This window comes from Ruegeria sp. BI7 (assembly GCF_056537925.1).
Map to the genome: position 1 here is coordinate 1 of NZ_JBQFSK010000010.1, position 18,423 is coordinate 18,423.

Here is an 18,423-nt window from a genome sequence, read left to right on the forward strand (position 1 = left end):
ACCCCGGCGACGATATTCCGATCATCGCAGGTTCGGCTCTGGCCGCGATGGAAGGCAACAACCCGGAAATCGGCGAAGAGAAAATCAAGGAACTGATGGCGGCAGTTGATGACTACATCGACACCCCTGAGCGTGCTGTTGACCAGCCGTTCCTGATGCCGATCGAAGACGTGTTCTCGATCTCGGGCCGTGGTACCGTTGTTACGGGTCGTGTTGAGCGTGGCGTGATCAACGTTGGCGACGAGATTGAAATCGTCGGCATCCGCGACACCAGCAAAACCACCTGCACCGGTGTTGAAATGTTCCGCAAGCTGCTGGACCGCGGTGAAGCGGGCGACAACATCGGCGCTCTGCTGCGTGGTGTTGACCGTGAAGGCGTTGAGCGTGGTCAGGTTCTGTGTAAGCCGGGTTCGGTTACACCGCACACCAAGTTCGAAGCCGAAGCCTATATTCTGACCAAGGAAGAAGGCGGTCGTCACACTCCGTTCTTCGCGAACTACCGTCCGCAGTTCTACTTCCGTACAACGGACGTGACCGGCACCGTGACCCTGGCCGAAGGCACCGAGATGGTCATGCCCGGCGACAACGTGTCGTTCGAGGTTGAGCTGATCGCCCCGATCGCGATGGAAAACGGCCTGCGTTTCGCCATCCGCGAAGGCGGCCGCACCGTCGGCGCCGGCGTTGTGTCGAAAATCATCGAGTAAGGCGCTTATGCCAGTACTCAAAGAAAGGGCGTCCCTTGGGGCGCCCTTTTTGCTTGGAATTTGTACGTACTATCAAATGGCGTTTGCCGAGCGATTATTCGTAAGCAGCGTCCACGATAAATTCTACTTTCAGTTCGGGGCGTGCCAGCTTGGCTTCCCCGCAGGCGCGGGCCGGTGCGTGACCTTTGGGAACCCAGGCATTCCAGACTTCGTTCAATCCGGCAAAATCTTTCATATCGGCCAGCCAGATCGTTACACGTAGCATTTTCTCACGTGATGACCCGGCTTGTACGAGCAGGGCATCGATTTTTTCGAGGCAAATTTGGACTTGTTCCTGAATAGTGTCACCCTCGGCGACTTGTCCGGTCAGGTAGGCCACGCCGTTGTGCTTTACGATTTTCGAGGACCGTTCGCCGGTGTCGATGCGTTCAATCATGGGGCATTCTCATTTAGATGTTTGATGCTGCTGTTCATGGTCACAAGATGACCTGCTTGGCAATTGCTATTTTCGTGGCAAGATCTGCGGTCGTTTTGGCGGTTTAATTTTACCTCCACCTCAACGCAAAGAAGTGACCCCATGTTTGCACTCGAAGCAAACGGCGCGAGACTCGCAGGGGTTGGTGTCAGAAAATCAGAGCTTGGGGTAAATCATGTTTGGACTTCCGTTCGTACACTACAGCACGCGTATCCTGCACAGCACCGATCTGGGCGACATGCAAGCCGCAATCCTAAGCGCCGATGATCCTGAGACGGGCACCAGATCGCACCTGCCACGTCCGCAGCAGAAAGTAAGCCACATAACTTGTCTTTCAGAGAAACCTGAAAGATTCCGGGTGGAAAAGTAATAGGTCGGAACCAACGCTCTAGCCCACCTAACAGCGACTGCTAAACTCAACATGCACCTGTAAAGCGCGCCCGGCCCCGGTCAGCGCGCAAAACTGATGAGGTAGGGCATGGTGGGTTTGGACCTTTTGGTAAATGCGGCGAATGTCTTTTACCTGATTTCTTACTCGGTCAGGGATATTTTCTGGCTGCGTGTTCTGTCGGTGATTGGCGCGATGATCCTGCTGCCCTATTACTATCTGCAACCCGCGCCGCTGTGGGCCCCGATCGGGTGGAACCTGTTTTTCACCGGTATCAACATCTTTTGGATTGTGCGTTTGTTGCTGGAACGACGCCCGGTGCCATTTACCGATATGCAAAGACACCTCTATGAAATCGCTTTGCGCAATTTCTCGGAGCGGGACGCATATGACCTGCTGAGCATGGGAGTTGCAAAAACAGTTCCGGTTGGAACCAATCTGTTAACGCTAGGTAACCCGGTACACAGCCTATCGCTTATCGTGGATGGGGAAATCGGTGTTGAGATGAGCGGAGACCGCGTAGACACGCTGGGCGAAGGCCGGTTCCTTGGCGGGACGGCCTTTCTGGCCAAAGATCAGGGCTTTACCGCGCCGGTGACCGTGACAGCCCTTAAACCGTCACGGGTGATCGAATGGAACATGTCCGATCTGACCGCGGAACTGCAAAAACAGCCAGATCTGGCAATTTCAATCGAAGCCAGCCTTGGGCTCGAGATTTCGCGGTTTCTGCAAACCGCCAGATTACAGATGGCCTAAACCGCGGATTCTGCGGCAGCCCGTACGGCGCGAATATTGTCGCCATAGACACCGGGGCTTTCAACTGATCCACCCTTGAAGACGGCTGATCCTGCGACCAGCACGTCAGCCCCTGCGGCTGCAACCAACGGGGCTGTTTTCGGGTCAACACCGCCGTCGATCTCGATATGCACGGGGCGGTCACCGATCATCTGACGCAGTTTGCGGACCTTGCTGGTCATGTCGATGAATTTCTGACCGCCGAAGCCGGGGTTCACGGTCATGACGCAGACCAAATCGGTCAGGTCCAGAAGATGCTCGACGGCTTCGGCCGGCGTGCCGGGATTCAGCGCAACCCCTGCCTTCATCCCGGCCGCACGAATGGCTTGCATCGTACGGTGGGTGTGCGGACCGGCCTCGATATGCGCTGTAAGGATATCGGCACCTGCATCGGCATAAGCTTGAATATAAGGATCAACCGGCGCGATCATCAGGTGGACATCCATCACCGATTTAACGTGCGGGCGGAAGGCTTTGACGGCGGGTGGGCCAAAGGTCAGGTTCGGGACGAAATGGCCGTCCATAACGTCGACATGGACCCAATCCGCGCCCTGGGCCTCGATCGCCTGAATCTCTTGCCCGAAATTGGCGAAATCGGCGGATAGGATCGACGGGGCGATCTTGATGGTGCGGTCAAAGCTCATGGTGGCCTCGTGTCAGCTGAAGAGTCGCGGTCGCGTATACCTGCGCTGCATTGCAAAGGGTAGCCCCCGCGGTTTGCCCAACGCTACAAAACTTTCACCGCGTTGCAGGAGTGCTTGAGCATTATAGGAGCAGTCATGTCAAAGGGCGGAACCACTCCCGCACCCGCAGGCGCATCGGCTGTGCCGATACCCCTTGGCGGCTTTGGGCCCGACGCCACGCGCAGCGCGGCGCTACGCCCAACGGGATTAGGCCTCCGCAAGGAGGTCGAAGACGGGCGAGAGCCTCCGGTGCTCAATCATTATTCAGGGTCAGGGTAACCCGCTCTCCTGCAAAAACCGTGCGCCCGTATTCGACCGGCACGCCGTTTAGATCGGCATTGATCCCCGTCGAAAACAGCACCGGAGCGCCTTGCGGCAGTTGCAGATGCAATCCCTGTGTCGCCGTGGCAGCCCGCGCGGTCAGGCGGGTAGACACACGGGTGTAGTCTGCGACGCCACAGCGTTGCAGTGCCTTGGTCACGGATCGCGTGTCTTGCAGTGCAGTCAGGATGTCGGGCAGACGATCGGCCGGAAAGACGCTCTGAAATAGGCCGATGGGCTGGCCATCGGCCAGAGACAGGCCGTCATACACGTGAACCGTGTCTCCGGGGGTAAGCTGCAGAGCTTCGGCTTCGGTTTCATCTGCCGCGCGGGTGGTCAACGACAGGATCGTCTTGCCCGGCATCTTACCGCTGGCCGATATGCTTTTGTGGTATCTCACCCGTTTGCCAATTGGATAATCGGTCGGGCGCGCGGCCACAAAAACGCCTGACCCGCGCCGTGGGCGGACCAGACCTTGTTCGGCCATGTCCGACAGCGCGCGCCGTACCGTATGCCGATTGACACCATGTTGCGCCGCCAATTGCGCCTCGGTCGGCAACCGGTCACCGGTATTGTATCGCCCCTCGGCTATGTCCGAGGTCAGGCTGAGCGCAATGCTTTTCCAGACAGGCGTTTTACTCATGGCATCAAACTTTCACGGGTGCGCGGATTGCGGGTTCTCCGCGAGGGGTGTAATATTTGTCTAGTTGTATAGTTCATGTAGACAACCTGGCCAAGGGGGTTTGATGACCGATAAAACAAAAACCGCGAATGCTGCGCGTCAGGAATGGATGGGTTTGCTGGCCTGCGCTCCAGAAGAAGAACTGATTGCGTTGTTGGATGAAATTGGCGCGCTTCCGCGCTTTCAATGGATCCGTCACCCCGAAGTAGGTGGTGTGATGGTGCGCGGACGGATCGGCGGCACAGGCGCGCCATTTAATCTGGGTGAAATGACGATCACGCGCTGTTCGCTCGCGTTGCAGGACGGAACAGTTGGCCATGGCTATGTGCAGGGGCGTTCCAAGCGAAAAGCGGAAAAAGCGGCGCTGGTTGATGCGTTGATGCAAACCGACGCCGCCGGAGACGTTCGTGCGCGGGTGATCGCTCCGCTTGGTCAACAGATGCAGACAGCCAAAACAACCCGCGCCGCCAAGGCCGCGGCCACCAAGGTCGAGTTTTTTACGATGGTGCGAGGTGAAGACTGATGATCGTGCAAAACCAATTTTCAGGCGGGTTCCAGAACGCACCAATTGAAGCGGCCCATGCTTTTCGTGCCGCGATGACGGTCATGGCGCGCCCGGGTGAGATCCGCCGGATCATCGGCACTCACCCACCCGCGCCCTTGTCCGTGGTGGCGGGGACGTTGCTGCTGACGCTTTGCGACCCGGACACCAGTGTGTTTTTGGCGGGTGAGGTTGATACGGATGTGGTGCGGCAATGGTTGACCTTTCACACCGGCGCGCCGCTTGTGACAGCGGACCAGGCTGACTTCGCAATCGGAACGTGGCAAGCGCTGATGCCCTTGGGGCAGTTCCGCATTGGAACGCCTGAGTATCCTGACCGTTCAGCGACGCTGATCGTGGAATGTGACGACCTGAATCAAGCGGGGGCAATGCTGACGGGGCCGGGGATCAAGGGCGTCGCCCGTCTGTCACTACCGGACATTCCGACGCTTCGGGCCAATGCGGCGCTGTATCCATTGGGATGCGATTTTTTCTTCTCCTGCGGTGACAAAGTCGCAGCGTTGCCGCGGAGCACGCAGATCAAGGCAGAGGGTTAGTCGATGTATGTGGCTGTAAAAGGCGGTGAGAAGGCCATCGAAAACGCCCATGCCTGGCTGGCCGAGGAACGGCGCGGGGCGACCGATGTTGCTGAACTCAGCATCGCGCAGATCCGTGAACAGCTGAGCCTTGCGGTAAACCGGGTAATGGCCGAAGGGTCTTTGTTCGACCCCGATCTGGCTGCTCTAGCCATCAAGCAAGCGCGCGGCGATTTGATCGAGGCGATTTTCCTGATCCGTGCCTATCGCACCACCTTGCCCCGGTTCGGGTATACCAACCCGGTTGAAACAGACCGTATGGCCTGCGACCGCCGAATCTCGGCCACGTTCAAGGATGCGCCGGGCGGACAGGTGCTGGGTCCGACCTTTGATTACACACATCGTTTGCTGGATTTCAAACTGGCCGCCGAGGGCGAGGTTCCGCCCTCACCCAAAGGTCAGCCACGCACAGACCCGGTTCCGCATATCGCCGACTTTCTGAAGGATGAGGATATCATTCAAGATGAACCCGCAAGTGACGACGCTCCGGCTGATCTGACTCGGCAACCGATGGAGTTTCCGGCCGGACGCCCCCTGCGCTTGCAATCGCTGGCCCGCGGGGATGAGGGGTTTGTGTTGGGCATGGCCTATTCAACCCAGCGCGGTTACGCCCGAAACCACGCCTTTGTCGGCGAATTGCGCATCGGCAAAGTCGCGGTCGAGATGGATATTCCCGAGTTGGGCTTTGCCATCGAAATCGGCGAGGTGGAATTGACCGAATGCGAGACGGTGAACCAGTTCAAGGGCTCCAAGACCGAACCACCCCAATTCACACGCGGTTATGGTCTGGTCTTTGGCCAGTCGGAACGCAAATCAATCGCCATGGCTTTGGTCGACCGCGCGTTGCGCTGGCAGGAATTGGGAGAAGACAATCTGGGTGCCCCTGCGCAGGACGAGGAATTTGTCCTGAGCCATGCGGACAACATTCAAGCGACCGGGTTCCTCGAACATATCAAGCTGCCGCATTACGTGGATTTTCAGTCCGAACTGGAATTGGTCCGCAAGCTGCGGCGCGACGCCGAGGCGAGGACTACACCGCAGGAGGCAGCCGAATGAGCCCAACCAACGCACAGCGGATAAGCGGTTTATTGCTCCTACTCCGTGTCCTTCACCCTGTGATCGCCAAGATCAGGGGTACCGATCGCTTTCCATATACCGGCCTTGTCCCGCAGCATCGATTCTCGTCGCCGTCTGGAATGGCGGATATGCAGGATGAGATAAAACATAACGGCCAAAAAGACCGCTCCACATACAAAAACGTCCATAAAAATACCAAAACACAAAGTGATACTTCAAAATGAATGAGTACAACTTTGCATATTTGGACGAGCAGACCAAGCGGATGATCCGCCGAGCTATCCTCAAGGCTCTGGCTGTTCCGGGATATCAGGTACCTTTTGCCAGCCGTGAGATGCCCATGCCCTATGGCTGGGGAACGGGCGGCGTGCAGGTGTCGGCTGCAACATTGACGCCGGACGATACGCTCAAAGTGATTGACCAGGGGGCCGATGACACCACCAACGCCGTCTCGATCCGCAAGTTCTTTGAAAACACCGCAGGGGTGGCGACAACCGAGGAAACCGCGAAGGCAACTGTTATCCAGACACGCCATCGCATCCCCGAAGCAAAACTGACCGAGGATCAGATCCTTGTGTATCAGGTGCCGATCCCTGAACCCCTGCGTTTTCTCGAACCGCGCGAGACCGAGACCCGCAAGATGCACAGTCTTGAGGAATATGGCCTGATGCATGTGAAATTATACGAGGATATCAGCCAAAACGGGGCGATCTCGACCGCATATGCCTATCCGGTAAAGGTCTCGGGGCGTTATGTGATGGATCCGTCGCCGATCCCGAAATTCGACAACCCGAAGCTGGAAATGGACGCGATCCAGCTGTTCGGGGCTGGGCGGGAACAACGCATCTATGCGCTGCCGCCGCATACCAAAGTGGTGAGCCTGGATTTCGAAGATTACCCGTTCGAACCCACCAAGGCCGATCATCCCTGCGACCTGTGCGGGGCAGAGGACAGTTATCTGGACGAGGTAATCATGGATGATGCAGGCAACCGGATGTTTGTCTGTTCCGACACGGCTTACTGCCGCACGCGACGCGCGCGGGGGCACCAAGGGCGATTAAGCAAGGAAGGCGAGATATGATGCGGCAGAATGTATTGGGAATTGATCACCTTGGCCTGACGGTCGCTGATCTGGACGCCTCGAAAGGGTTCTTTGTCGACGGGTTAGGCTGGGACGTGGTGGGCGGCAAGCCGGAATACCCCTCGGCTTTTATCAGCAACGGTGCCGCCGTGCTGACACTGTGGCAGCAGAAGGGTGACAACCGGCGCGGGTTCGATCGGCACGCAAATGTGGGTCTGCATCACGTGGCATTCAAAGTGCCGGACGAGGCCGCGCTGAACACCGTATTCGATGCCATCAAGGACTGGCCAGGGATTATGGTCGAATTCGCGCCAGAGCCATCCGGCGCGGGTCCGAAAATCCATTTCATGATCCGGGAACCCGGCGGCAACCGGATCGAGTTTGCCTACGATCCGAGGTGACGGTTATGACACCCCTGCTAAGCGTTCAGGACATCACCAAGACATATGGTGCACGAATCGGCTGTACGGGAGTCAGTTTCGATCTCTATCCCAGCGAGGTGATGGGCATTGTTGGCGAAAGCGGCTCAGGCAAGACAACATTGCTGAACTGTCTGGCAGGTTATCTGGAGCCGGACACGGGGCAGGTGATCTTTGACACGCGCACGGATGGTCCGATGGACACAGTGACCATGTCGGAACCCGAACGCCGGATGCTGGGGCGAACGGATTGGGCCTTAGTCCATCAGCATGCAAGCGACGGTTTGCGCATGTCGGTCAGCGCGGGGGGGAACATAGGCGAACGGCTGATGGCCTTGGGTAACCGCCACTATGGGTCGATCCGAGGCGATGCTATGGATTGGTTGGGGCGAGTCGAGATTGACACAGACCGCATTGATGACCGCCCCACCGCGTTTTCCGGTGGGATGCAGCAGCGCTTGCAGATCGCGCGCAACCTGGTGACGGGGCCTCGGCTGGTGTTCATGGATGAACCGACCGGTGGGCTGGATGTCTCGGTTCAGGCGCGCTTGCTGGACCTGCTGCGGGGGCTGGTGCGCGAGATGGGGCTGAGCGCCATAATCGTCACACATGATCTGGCCGTGGTGCGGCTGCTGGCGGATCGGTTGATGGTGATGAAGGACGGCCACGTGGTTGAGGCCGGGTTGACCGATCAGGTATTGGACGATCCGCAGCACGCTTATTCGCAGCTCTTGGTTTCAAGCGTACTGCAAGTGTGAAAGGGAAGGCGATGATCGAACTTAAAGCTGTCAGCAAAAGCTTTACCCTGCACAATCAGAACGGTGCCGTGATCCCGGTGATGGAAGGCGCTTCGCTGAAAGTCTTGCCTGGCGAGTGTGTTGCTTTGACCGGGGCGTCGGGGGTGGGCAAGTCGACTTTGATGCGGGTGATCTATGGCAACTATCTGGCGGCATCCGGTCAGGTTCTGGTTGGTGGGCTCGACGTAGCTCAGGCTGAACCGCGTGAGATTTTGAACCTGCGCCGTGAAACGCTGGGATACGTCAGCCAATTCCTGCGTGTCGTCCCACGAGTGCCAACGCTTGAGGTTGTGGCCGAACCGCTGTTGGCGATCGGATTTGACCGGCAAGTGGCTCTGGACAAAGCGGCTAATCTGCTGGTGCGGCTGAACATTCCCGAACGCTTGTGGACCCTAAGCCCTACGATATTTTCCGGCGGTGAACAGCAGCGGGTGAATATCGCGCGAGGCTTTGTGCATGACTATCCGGCGTTGTTGCTGGATGAGCCCACGGCCTCACTGGATGCAAAGAACCGCGAGACGGTTCTGGCGCTGATCACTCAGGCCAAGGCACGCGGCGCCGCAATTGTCGGCATCTTCCACGATGTCGACGCACGCAAGCGCGTCTGTGATCGCCAGGTCGACCTGTCCGACTTTGCACCTGGAATGGCCGCATGAGCCTTGCCACTGTCATAGCGGTCGTGGGCCCGTCAGGCGTCGGCAAGGACAGCGTGATGCAGGCGTTGGTGGCCCGTGCGATCGGCATTTGTTTGGCACGCCGCGTAATCACGCGACCCGAGGGCGAAGAGGGTGAGGATTTCGACCGAGTGTCTGATACTGAGTTTCATCAAATGGTTGCGCGGGATGCCTTTGCGCTACACTGGTCCGCGCATGGTCTGTTCTACGGCGTGCCCCGCACCATTGAAAAACAGCGGCAAAGGGCAGATGCCGTATTGGTGAACCTGTCCCGATCCGTCTTGTTGCAGGCCCAAGAGGTGTTTGGCGATCTGATCGTGATTTCTCTGACCGCTGACCCTGAAGTATTGGCGCAACGCCTGTTGATGCGCGGACGTGAGAGCGCACCTGAGCAGACACGAAGGTTGGCGTGTGCCAAAGTGCCTTTGCCCGAGGGGCTGAAACGGGTGATCGAGATTGACAACTCCGGGCCGCTGGAGGCTACCGTTGAATCCATTCTCGATCAGCTTCAGCCGGAAAGGACGTAGCGATGGATCAGGTGAAACCGCCCATCCCTTGCCTCGCCCACCAAAGCCAGATCATTGATTTGAAAGGGCGCGGGCAGCAGGGGAACAAGGTGCGATTGCAGCGCGCGCTCAACTGTCGACAACGTGGGTTTGTCCAATTTACCGCTGAGGGTGATGTGAAAGCGGAAAGACTCCATCACATGCGGATAACCCCATTGCACCAGGTTAGCCTCTTGCCGGGCGTTCAGGCCATGGGCGCGGCGGCGGTGCAGTTCGGCCTCCGATGGCGGGGCACGAAAGCTGTCCAGATCACGCACACAGGCGGCAGCCAGCGCGTTCAGAGCGACCTCATCCCCCATCGGACGCAAAGCCAGAAACCGACCCAATCGGGCGATCTGCAGCCCGCCCAGGGCGACCGGGGCCTGCGTGGCCGCAAGCCGCGCGCAGGCGTCGTGCAACGCTTCAACCGACTGCCCATCCCGCAGGCGAAACGGGGGCTTCATCGTCGCATGCAGCCCGTATTTGCGCGGCACCTCGGTCACGGCTGCAACGTCCACACCGTTTATCACCGGGTGGGCAATGGGCGTTCCGACCTCCATATCCCAGCCCAGCCAGCTGGTGGCGAATTTCGTCCATTCCGCCCGCGCCGGGGGCATAAAATAGATCGCGTATCGCGTGAATGTCACGTTGGCCTCCTGTGCGCAGCCTTTCCACTTGTTCAGACCGTGTGAAGTTCAGATGACAGAAGAAATGATCCTTGCCAATGCCACGCTTGTTCTTGCCGATGAGACGATCACCGGCAGCGTCCGTATCGTAGGTGAATCGATTGCCGAGATCGTCACCGGCCGCACGGTTCCCCCAGGCGCGATTGATTGCGAAGGTGACTATGTCAGCCCCGGTCTGGTCGAGCTGCACACCGACAATCTGGAACGCCATATCCAACCGCGCCCCAAGGTCGACTGGCCGCATGCGGCGGCCATCTTGGCCCATGATGCCGAGCTGGCCAGCACCGGGATCACCACTGTCTTCGATGCGATACGCGTCGGGTCAATCCCCAGCGGCCAGCGTTACCGACGGTACGCCCGCGAACTGTCTCGTGAACTGTGGCAACTACGGGAACAAGACGTATTGAAGATCAGCCATTTTCTGCATCTTCGGGCAGAGGTGTGTTCAGAGACCCTGGTCGAAGAGTTAAACGAGTTCGGCCCCGAAGATAGGGTTGGGCTGGTTTCGCTGATGGATCACACACCCGGCCAACGTCAGTTTCAAGATATGTCGAAACTTGAGATTTACCTGAAAGGAAAGCTGGGGTTGGAGGGCGAAGGGTTTCAGCGCCATGTCGCGGACCTCAAGGCAATGCGAAAGCGCAACGGGGACAAGCACGAGGTCGAAACCGTCAAGGCCGCCAAGCGGTTCGGGGCCATGCTGGCCAGCCATGATGACACCACACCGGAACAGGTGCGAGTCTCGGCAGGACACGGCATCCGGCTGGCCGAATTTCCCACCACCGTCGAGGCCGCACGCGCCTGCAGCGAACACGGGATAAAGGTGATGATGGGGGCGCCTAATCTGATCCGGGGCGGGTCGCATTCCGGCAATGTGGCCGCTCAGGAACTCGCCGATCTGGGCCATCTCGACATTCTCTCCTCAGATTATGTTCCCGCCGCGTTGCTGTTGTCGGCTACACGTCTGGGGGAGATATGGGGCAATATGGCCCGTGGCCTGCGAACGGTAACGCGGACGCCAGCACAGGTTGTTGGTTTGGACGACCGCGGAGAACTGCGCAGCAGCGCGCGCGCAGATATCATCCGATTCTGTCTTCACCATGGCGCCCCGGCGCTGAACGGGGTGTGGTCTCGTGGACGGCGCGTGGCTTGATCAGGCGCGGTAGAACAGATACCGGTCCGGCGCGATGGTATCCGGACCTTTGATCTCTTCGAACCCGGTTAGAGGTTGCCCCGATATCAGCAACCCGCCGGGCCGCATTACCCGCGCAATTAGCGGGCTAAGACGCGCTGCTTCGGCAACATCGTCTTCTTTGATGCCACGTCCAAAATCATAATGGGCCAGCGCGATCTTTGGCCCGTCGATACCAAGCTTTTCAAGCATGGGCTCCGCTTCGCCCTGCAGAAAGTCCTCGGCCGGAGGGGTGCTGGACGGATGGCATTGCAGCACCCGGTCCATGACCCATATCCGCCGGTCCGGCAGAATTTCCCGCAAATGGTCATAGGTGCGACCGTTGCCCAGCCCCATGTCCAGAACGTCGCCGTCTATGTCGCTGATCTGCGCGACCGCCCAATTCAACCCGTCGCGTTGCGCGGTCAGGCGGCGTAGCATGGAATCCAGTCGGCTCATTCGGGTTCTCCGGTTGGTATTGTGGGGCCTGCCCAGGCAAAACCGGGGCCGTCTAGAAGTCGGCTCAGCAGCTCTTGGGTAAAGGTCCAGATCTCCTGATCATGGACCAGATGGTGGGTCAAGACGCCAAAAGGTTCGGTAATGTCGGCGCGTCTTTCACGCCGGTCGCGTAAAAGGTCTGTTGTCTGAATGATCAACTTGTCCGCTGCCACCAACCCGCGCGTTCCGCGCCAGTCAATCGGGTCCAGATGGGTGTTGATCTGCTCCAGCCTTGGGACAGATTCCCGCGTCTTGCGCGGTGTCGCTGTCGAGACGATGCGATACCCAAGATCAGGTAATTCCTGCACCACCTCGGGCGCGATGCGGTTCCAGGGCGGTACAAACATCGGACACAGCCTGTCTCCGAACAAAGTACGCAGGCGCTCCAGCCCGGATTGCGCGTCGACGATTATGGCCTCAAGCGGGCGGTGCAACCGGAATTCGGATTTCTTCTCGTCAGGCGGTGCGTGGTTTTGATGCGCCCAGCCATGAACTACAGGAATCAGCCACGGCTGCTGCGTGACGTAATCGCCCAGCCCGGCATCGGCATCTCGAGGAATGATCGCCAGATGAACGGGCAGGTCAAGCGACCGCGACAGCTTTGACAGCCTTTCAAGCTGCGGTGTCCTTGATATGGCGTCATCATCCCGCCACCACAGCGGCAGCGACAAGCCCTGCGCCTGCCAGATGTCCAACTCCGCCTCCAAAGGGCGCCAGTCCATCATCTTGTTTGCTCCCGCAAGTTCACGGCAATCTCGACCGATCTTGCGGCCCCGTCAAAGCCCTGCGCTGAAACCGGGCGTGGGCCATCTGCCATGACCGACGCAACGGCCCGCGCTAATGAATCCCCATTGAGGGATTTGCTAGGCAACACATCGATGGCCGACAGGTCCGAGAGGCTCTGACCACGCAAACCCTGCTCAACCTCTTTGCCGTCGTCGAACGGGATAAAAACCGCAGGCGTTCCCGATTGCAAAATATCCAGCGCCGTGTTGTAGCCGCACATACTGACCGAGGCTGCCGCATGGGGCAGCATTTGCCGGAAGTCCGGGCGCACCGGTTCCAGCGTCACTTGGGCATCGCCCACGAGTTGTGACAGTTGATCAATACGTGCCCTTGCGTCCTGCCCGCCCACCAACAGGCGCCAGCGCCTGTTGGGCATCTTTTGGGCGGCCTCAATGGCCGCGCGAAAGATCGGCTGGCCCACAGATCCGCCACCGGCGCTGACCAATATTTCGCCATCGCCCACCGCGTCAGGATGCGGCACAGGCGCCTCGGGCGCAACAAAACCGGTATAGAACAACCGCGAGCGCAATTGATCGGTCACCGGCCAGCTCACCTCCAGCGGAACAACGCTTTGATCTGAATGGACGAGGATACCGTCGTAATACTGGCACACGATCTCTTCCGTGCGTTCCGCCTTTGATGCCTTCGATGGTGGGGCCAGAATATCGCGGATCGAGCCCAGAACGACCGGCCGTCGCGGTAAGTTCCAGGCGGCTACCAAGGCGGCATTGAACTCGGCCGCAAGTGACCTGCGACCAAAGGGAAAAAGCTCGGTGATCAGCACATCAGGTGCGAAACTCTGCAAGGCTGCGACCAATGCGGTTTCACGAGATGTCAGATAGGCGGCATCGGCCACTTCATCGCTTTGGGTCAAAAGCCGGGTGAAATCCGTGCCGTCCGAACGCAGCGGTGGAAGCCCCAACAGGGTCATGCCCGCGCTGTCTAGCTGTGGTGCCGGCATTCCACCCGAGACAACAAAGGTCTCGTGCCCGGCCCGTACGAAAGCCCGGCCCAAAGTCAGCGCCCGGCTCAGATGCCCAGTGCCCAACAAGTGCGTGACAACGATCATCACCTTCATTGTGATGCCTCTGGTCTGATCAGGCGGACGGGTTCGGGCTGGGGACGTAGTGTCGACATATCGACGATATACATGCGGTTGCGTTTGATTTTAAAGGGGGCGGGACCATTGAAATCCCATCCCCAGGCCCGCGCCAGAATGACCCGCATAATACCGATGTGGCAGACGGCAACCGTATCGCCCGACAACGCGTTCAGCCAGGGGTGTAGACGGGCCCAGACCTCAGCTGGGCTTTCACCGTTTGGCGGACGAAAATCCCAGCTCCAGTCTTCGATATGGCAGTATCCGCTGTCCGGTTCCGCAATCAAGTCGACACCGCGCAACCCTTCCCAATCACCCCAGTTCATCTCGGTCAGCGCGTCCGAAGTCTGCGGTTCGCGTCCCGCGACCAGACGGGCGGTCTCGCTGGCCCGCAGCAGGGGGCTGGACCAGAGGTCCGCGTCCTTCCATGGCGCGGGAAGTTGCATAGCGGATAGCTCTGCCCGCGCATCTTCGTCCAGCGGTATATCACTGCGTCCCTGAATGCGGCCCGCGCGGTTCCAATGGGTGTGACCGTGTCGAAGCAGTGCTAGCCGGGTCATGACCGAACCTCCATCAAGGGTCGCGTTGCCTGCCAGAACCGGTCGGTTGCTGCAGGCATCAGGTGACGTTCGGCCACGCGCGCGCGGGCGTTGGCCCCCAGCGACAGGCGGGAAGAAAGGTCATCCAGCAAGGTGCGCAGCCGTGCAGCCAATCCTTCGGGGCCAGCGTCGACCGAAGGATAGTCCGACGGGGACAGCACATCCCGCACGCCGGGCCGATCCTGCGCTACAACAGGCACACCGCTGGCCTGCGCCTCAAGATAGATCATGCCATAGGCCTCGTTCACTCCCGGCCACAATAGTACCGAGGCCGCACCGTACAGCTTCTGCAAAGCATCGCGGTCACATTGCCCCAGAAACCGGACCTTTGATCCGAACGGCGCCATCAGCACCTCGACTTCGGGACGTGCTGGGCCATCACCCGCAATATCCAAAGACCAGTCGCCGTCCAGTAAGGCCAGAGCCTGCGCTAGAAGAGTGTAAGAAGCCAGCTTGTCACCGTGCCGCATCATGCCCACGGTCAGCATCGGCCCCTCACAGCCCGAGGCGGGCGGCAAATCCGACCGGGGCAGGAAAGGGGGCAGTTCCACAAGGCTTTGATCCCCGTACCGTTCCCGTTCCAGAGTGATCAGGTCATTGGAGGTGTGGTAGAAAATCACCTGCGCCGCATCACAGGCGTCATGTGCAGCTTTTGCAAACCCTGCCCAGGGACCTGTCAGGCGGCTGGTTGCACGGGTGCTTTCCAACTGAACGTAGGGAATGTTGCGCGCCTTGCAGACACGCGGGCCCAGCAGATCGGGGGCCTTGTAATAGTTGTGATAGGTCACCCAAAGCGCGGTGTCCGCGGGAAGATCGGCGATCAGACGTTGCACCTCGGCGTCAGCTTCGGCGCGCAATGCGGCCTGCACCTGCGCGTCCCCGGCTTTGTCGTAGGTACGCAGCCGCGAGGCCAGTTCGACCGTATCCTCTTGCGCGGCGATCGCGTGCATCAGGTTACGGGCCATTTCGCGATCCCCCGACGGCACCGGGCTGTCCGGCGCTTTCATCGGAGAGTAAAAGGCCACTCGTGCCATCAGCCTATGTCCGAACCCAATGCGCGCAGTCGTTTGGACAGGCGGGCAATGCCGGGGCCCATGCGGAAATCGGCGATCAAACGATCATAGGCGGCACTTGCCATCAAAGCAGTTTGCTGCGGATCGGCGGCCAGATGGACGATGGCGCTGGCCAATGCGGCAGGATCATCGTCGGACAAGACGCCGTGGGTGCCGGTTTCAATAAACTCGGGGATGGCCGATACCGGCGTCGACAGGATCGGCAACAGCTGGGAAGCGGCCTCCATCAAAACATTGGGCAACCCGTCGCGGTCCCCGTCGCTGGCGATCCGGCTGGGCAGCACAAACAGGTCCGCGGTACGCATTGCTTCGATCACTTCGGGTTGATCACAAGCGCCTTGCCACGTGATCTGTTGCGACAGGCCAGCGGCGTCGGCTCGATCACGCAAGGCATTGCCAAGTGTTCCGCCGCCAATGTGCGTCCAGTGCCAGTCCAGCGTTTCTGGCAGCATGGCAAACGCGTCGATCAACCGGTCAAAGCCCTTTTTCTCGACCAGACGACCGACCGAGAGCATGTGAAATGGCCCGTCCGGCGCGCGCGGTGTGCGGTTTGGCGGAGAAGGAAAACGGTTCAGATCCAGCCCGTGATAGATCAGGTCAACCCGCGCTGGGTCATCGGCCAGACAGCGTAGGTGGTCGGCCCCGATGGCCGTGCATGTCGCACCAAAAGCCGCTCCATGGGTGTCGGCGCGCAGTTTTTCGATCTTTTCCCACTCGGGTGATGTCCAGATGTCCTTAGCGTGGGCAGAAAAACTCCACGGCAGGCCACGCATGATGGCGGCGTAGCGCGCGACCGAGGATGGGGTGTGCATGAAATGCGCATACATCACTTGTGTCACGTCGGGTAATTCGGCGGCCAGAACGCAGGCCTGACCAAAGCGCCGTATGCGGTTGTGGGTCGGATCACGGCGCAGATCGGCGCGCCAGACCCGGTAGGCCTCGGCATAGCCCGGCAGGGTTTGCGCAGTCTGTCGCGCAGCCCAGACACGCTGTGGTTCTTCGTATAGGTATTCAGGGAGGTAATGCACCTGACCCTGAAAACGGTCGTGCAGCGGGTGCCGTTTTACGTCGGTCGGATGGCGCAAAGACCAGATGTCAAAGCTGTGCCCGGCCTCTTGCAGGGCGACAAGTTCCTGGGCAATGAACGTCTCGGACAGGCGCGGCCACCCTTTGACCAGCACCGCCAGTTTCGGCTGGGCTGTGGTCATCCGATGGCCCGTTCCTGTTCCTGGCCTAGCAACGCGTCAACGCGGTCGATGACATAATCCAACCCGTCCAGCAGCCCGTCCTGAATGGTCTGCGATGGCAGGGGTTGGTGCGGCAGGTCGCGGATCGCCTCGATCATCGCATCCGCTGTCAGCCCGTCGCGGTTTTCGTCCAGCATCCGCACAAGGCCCAGCCCTTCCGCGCGCGAGGCGCGAATCCACTGTTCTAGTCGTGGCGTCGTGCGAGGCACGATGACGGCACGTTTGTCAAAGGACAGAACTTCGCAGAAAGTATTGTAACCGCCCATACAGACCACCCCGGCGGCCCCCGCAAAAAGCGTTTCGATCTGGGATTCGAACCCCACAGCGGTCACCCGGCCATTCAACGCGGCAACGCGGGTCTCGAATTCTTCACGCAACTCACCGGAAAGAAAGGGGCCGTAAACCAGCACTGCACGCGGCGACAGGGTAGGGTCTTTTTCGTAAGCGGAGAGAACCTGGTTCACCATCGCCTTACCGTCGCCACCGCCACCTGGCGTGATTAGGATGTAGGGTTGTTCAGGTGGCTCGCCTACAGGGCCAAGATCCCGCCGCAGGTAACCGGTCCAATGCGTGCGCGATTGTGCTGCGTGGCTAAGCGGCAGCCCTTTGGTCGGATCATAGATCGAGCGCAGACCGTAAACCCAGATTTCGTGATAGAAGCGTTCGGTCGCGGCTAGGGCCTCTTTCCGCTCCCACTCGGCGGCCAGAACTTCGGGTTCGTCCAGCACGTCGCGCAGGCCAAGAACCAGCTTGGTGCGTTGCGAATGCAACAGATGTTCCAGTGTCGGCAGCAACTCCCCACGAAAACCGGTGGGTTCCTTGTCGACGATCAGCATATCGGGGTCGAACTGCTGGACGGCAGTCTGGATCAGACCTGCGCGCAGTTCGGTCACCTCTTCGATCCCCATGCCAATGGTGCGCGCTGCATAAGAGCCATCGGCACGTTTGGTTACACCTGGCAGGCGCACGTGGTCGACCCGGCGCGGAAAGGTGAACCGACCTGCCACGGGTGACCCTGTCAGGATCAGGGCTGACGCTTGCGGGTTGGCTTGCGTGATAGCTGCGGCAAGAGCGCGCGACCGGCGCAGATGCCCCAATCCAAATGTATCGTGGCTGTAGAACAGTATGCGCGGCGCACGGCCGGTGATGTTGTTTTGTATTCCTAGGCTCATGCCTTCGCCTGTCGTGTCCCTGGGTGCAAATCCGCGCGTTAAACTCCGTTACCGTATATTCTTTGACGCCGCTTGCCAAAGGGGGTGCCGAGATTGTGCAAATTCGTCAAACATGGCGAAATGGCAACAGCCAAAGTACAGGTGGTTTCGGAGCGCTTTTCCCCGTTACACCCGGCGTTGATCTTGCCATTCCACTCATACTACAGGGTCGGTCATATTCAGTTTTTCCAAGGTTGCAAATACTCTTGTCGCCTGCATTGCAGCCGAAACACGAAATGACACGAACTTGAGCCGTGAAACGCTGAATATTTGAA

The 18,423-nt window shown here is 59.3% G+C and carries 24 protein-coding genes; 13 read left to right on the top strand and 11 right to left on the bottom strand.

Annotated features, from left to right (window positions below):
* Positions 1-704: EF-Tu C-terminal domain-related protein (locus tag ACR0JB_RS18020; RefSeq protein WP_480790161.1), on the top strand; the 704-nt coding region annotated here is incomplete at its 5' end.
* Positions 705-798: 94 nt separating this feature from the next.
* Here ACR0JB_RS18020 and ACR0JB_RS18025 read toward each other — a convergent pair.
* Positions 799-1,140 (bottom strand): RidA family protein, encoded by a 342-nt coding sequence (locus tag ACR0JB_RS18025; protein WP_170398986.1) that lies wholly within the window; start codon positions 1,138-1,140, stop codon positions 799-801.
* Between the two features lie 214 nt (positions 1,141-1,354).
* Here ACR0JB_RS18025 and ACR0JB_RS18030 point away from each other — a divergent pair, with 214 nt between their 5' ends.
* Positions 1,355-1,549, top strand: coding sequence for a hypothetical protein (locus ACR0JB_RS18030; protein ID WP_170378877.1), 195 nt, complete (start codon positions 1,355-1,357; stop codon positions 1,547-1,549).
* 108 nt (positions 1,550-1,657) lie between these two features.
* Positions 1,658-2,323, top strand: coding sequence for a cyclic nucleotide-binding domain-containing protein (locus ACR0JB_RS18035; RefSeq protein ID WP_170578379.1), 666 nt, complete (start codon positions 1,658-1,660; stop codon positions 2,321-2,323).
* On the opposite strand, the gene rpe is transcribed toward ACR0JB_RS18035, so the two are convergent.
* Entirely contained in the window at positions 2,320-3,006 is a 687-nt protein-coding gene (rpe, locus tag ACR0JB_RS18040; protein WP_170506625.1) for a ribulose-phosphate 3-epimerase, read from the bottom strand. The two genes, ACR0JB_RS18035 and rpe, sit on opposite strands and share 4 nt — an antisense overlap.
* A 292-nt stretch (positions 3,007-3,298) precedes the next feature.
* On the bottom strand, positions 3,299-4,009 hold the full coding sequence (phnF, locus tag ACR0JB_RS18045; protein WP_480790162.1) for a phosphonate metabolism transcriptional regulator PhnF: 711 nt from the start codon (positions 4,007-4,009) through the stop codon (positions 3,299-3,301).
* A gap of 103 nt (positions 4,010-4,112) precedes the next feature.
* Between phnF and phnG the strand changes: the two genes are divergently transcribed.
* Genes phnG through phnN form a run of 9 tightly spaced genes read left to right on the top strand, consistent with a single transcriptional unit; the run spans position 4,113 to position 9,760 of the window.
* On the top strand, positions 4,113-4,571 hold the full coding sequence (gene phnG, locus ACR0JB_RS18050; RefSeq protein ID WP_480664309.1) for a phosphonate C-P lyase system protein PhnG: 459 nt from the start codon (positions 4,113-4,115) through the stop codon (positions 4,569-4,571).
* Positions 4,571-5,146, top strand: a complete 576-nt coding sequence (gene phnH / locus ACR0JB_RS18055; RefSeq protein ID WP_480790163.1) for a phosphonate C-P lyase system protein PhnH — start codon at positions 4,571-4,573, stop codon at positions 5,144-5,146. Before phnG ends, phnH begins: the two co-directional genes overlap by 1 nt.
* A 3-nt stretch (positions 5,147-5,149) precedes the next feature.
* Positions 5,150-6,241 carry a carbon-phosphorus lyase complex subunit gene (locus ACR0JB_RS18060; protein WP_170553592.1) on the top strand — a complete coding sequence of 364 codons (1,092 nt, stop codon included), beginning with the start codon at positions 5,150-5,152 and terminating at the stop codon, positions 6,239-6,241.
* Complete coding sequence (locus ACR0JB_RS18065; protein WP_480790164.1) at positions 6,238-6,486, top strand: hypothetical protein; 249 nt, start codon at positions 6,238-6,240, stop codon at positions 6,484-6,486. The genes ACR0JB_RS18060 and ACR0JB_RS18065 overlap by 4 nt, the downstream gene beginning before the upstream one ends.
* Positions 6,483-7,343 carry an alpha-D-ribose 1-methylphosphonate 5-phosphate C-P-lyase PhnJ gene (locus tag ACR0JB_RS18070; protein WP_170399009.1) on the top strand — a complete coding sequence of 287 codons (861 nt, stop codon included), beginning with the start codon at positions 6,483-6,485 and terminating at the stop codon, positions 7,341-7,343. The genes ACR0JB_RS18065 and ACR0JB_RS18070 overlap by 4 nt, the downstream gene beginning before the upstream one ends.
* Positions 7,340-7,744: a VOC family protein gene (locus ACR0JB_RS18075; protein WP_480790165.1), complete on the top strand. Its 405-nt coding sequence runs from the start codon at positions 7,340-7,342 to the stop codon at positions 7,742-7,744. The genes ACR0JB_RS18070 and ACR0JB_RS18075 overlap by 4 nt, the downstream gene beginning before the upstream one ends.
* A 5-nt stretch (positions 7,745-7,749) precedes the next feature.
* Positions 7,750-8,520, top strand: coding sequence for a phosphonate C-P lyase system protein PhnK (gene phnK, locus ACR0JB_RS18080; protein ID WP_170399011.1), 771 nt, complete (start codon positions 7,750-7,752; stop codon positions 8,518-8,520).
* 11 nt (positions 8,521-8,531) lie between these two features.
* Positions 8,532-9,215, top strand: coding sequence for a phosphonate C-P lyase system protein PhnL (gene phnL / locus ACR0JB_RS18085; RefSeq protein ID WP_480790166.1), 684 nt, complete (start codon positions 8,532-8,534; stop codon positions 9,213-9,215).
* Positions 9,212-9,760 carry a phosphonate metabolism protein/1,5-bisphosphokinase (PRPP-forming) PhnN gene (phnN, locus tag ACR0JB_RS18090; protein WP_170399018.1) on the top strand — a complete coding sequence of 183 codons (549 nt, stop codon included), beginning with the start codon at positions 9,212-9,214 and terminating at the stop codon, positions 9,758-9,760. Before phnL ends, phnN begins: the two co-directional genes overlap by 4 nt.
* On the opposite strand, the gene ACR0JB_RS18095 is transcribed toward phnN, so the two are convergent.
* Positions 9,742-10,425, bottom strand: coding sequence for a DUF1045 domain-containing protein (locus ACR0JB_RS18095; protein WP_170399021.1), 684 nt, complete (start codon positions 10,423-10,425; stop codon positions 9,742-9,744). The genes phnN and ACR0JB_RS18095 overlap by 19 nt on opposite strands.
* 52 nt (positions 10,426-10,477) lie before the next feature.
* Here ACR0JB_RS18095 and ACR0JB_RS18100 point away from each other — a divergent pair, with 52 nt between their 5' ends.
* Positions 10,478-11,617 carry an alpha-D-ribose 1-methylphosphonate 5-triphosphate diphosphatase gene (locus tag ACR0JB_RS18100; RefSeq protein ID WP_480790167.1) on the top strand — a complete coding sequence of 380 codons (1,140 nt, stop codon included), beginning with the start codon at positions 10,478-10,480 and terminating at the stop codon, positions 11,615-11,617.
* Here ACR0JB_RS18100 and ACR0JB_RS18105 read toward each other — a convergent pair whose 3' ends face one another.
* Genes ACR0JB_RS18105 through ACR0JB_RS18135 form a run of 7 tightly spaced genes read right to left on the bottom strand, consistent with a single transcriptional unit; the run spans position 11,618 to position 18,109 of the window.
* Complete coding sequence (locus ACR0JB_RS18105) at positions 11,618-12,094, bottom strand: class I SAM-dependent methyltransferase (RefSeq protein ID WP_170506610.1); 477 nt, start codon at positions 12,092-12,094, stop codon at positions 11,618-11,620. It lies immediately after the preceding gene.
* Positions 12,091-12,858 carry a polysaccharide deacetylase family protein gene (locus ACR0JB_RS18110; RefSeq protein ID WP_170399030.1) on the bottom strand — a complete coding sequence of 256 codons (768 nt, stop codon included), beginning with the start codon at positions 12,856-12,858 and terminating at the stop codon, positions 12,091-12,093. Before ACR0JB_RS18110 ends, ACR0JB_RS18105 begins: the two co-directional genes overlap by 4 nt.
* Positions 12,855-13,997 (bottom strand): glycosyltransferase family protein, encoded by a 1,143-nt coding sequence (locus ACR0JB_RS18115; protein ID WP_170399038.1) that lies wholly within the window; start codon positions 13,995-13,997, stop codon positions 12,855-12,857. Before ACR0JB_RS18115 ends, ACR0JB_RS18110 begins: the two co-directional genes overlap by 4 nt.
* A complete protein-coding gene (locus ACR0JB_RS18120) occupies positions 13,994-14,578 on the bottom strand; it encodes a histidine phosphatase family protein (protein WP_170399041.1) in 585 nt (194 codons plus the stop codon). The genes ACR0JB_RS18115 and ACR0JB_RS18120 overlap by 4 nt, the downstream gene beginning before the upstream one ends.
* Positions 14,575-15,651 (bottom strand): glycosyltransferase family 4 protein, encoded by a 1,077-nt coding sequence (locus ACR0JB_RS18125; RefSeq protein ID WP_170399044.1) that lies wholly within the window; start codon positions 15,649-15,651, stop codon positions 14,575-14,577. The genes ACR0JB_RS18120 and ACR0JB_RS18125 overlap by 4 nt, the downstream gene beginning before the upstream one ends.
* Complete coding sequence (locus ACR0JB_RS18130; protein ID WP_170399047.1) at positions 15,651-16,898, bottom strand: glycosyltransferase family 4 protein; 1,248 nt, start codon at positions 16,896-16,898, stop codon at positions 15,651-15,653. The genes ACR0JB_RS18125 and ACR0JB_RS18130 overlap by 1 nt, the downstream gene beginning before the upstream one ends.
* Positions 16,895-18,109, bottom strand: a complete 1,215-nt coding sequence (locus ACR0JB_RS18135) for a glycosyltransferase family protein (RefSeq protein WP_170351804.1) — start codon at positions 18,107-18,109, stop codon at positions 16,895-16,897. The genes ACR0JB_RS18130 and ACR0JB_RS18135 overlap by 4 nt, the downstream gene beginning before the upstream one ends.
* Positions 18,110-18,423: the final 314 nt, after the last annotated feature.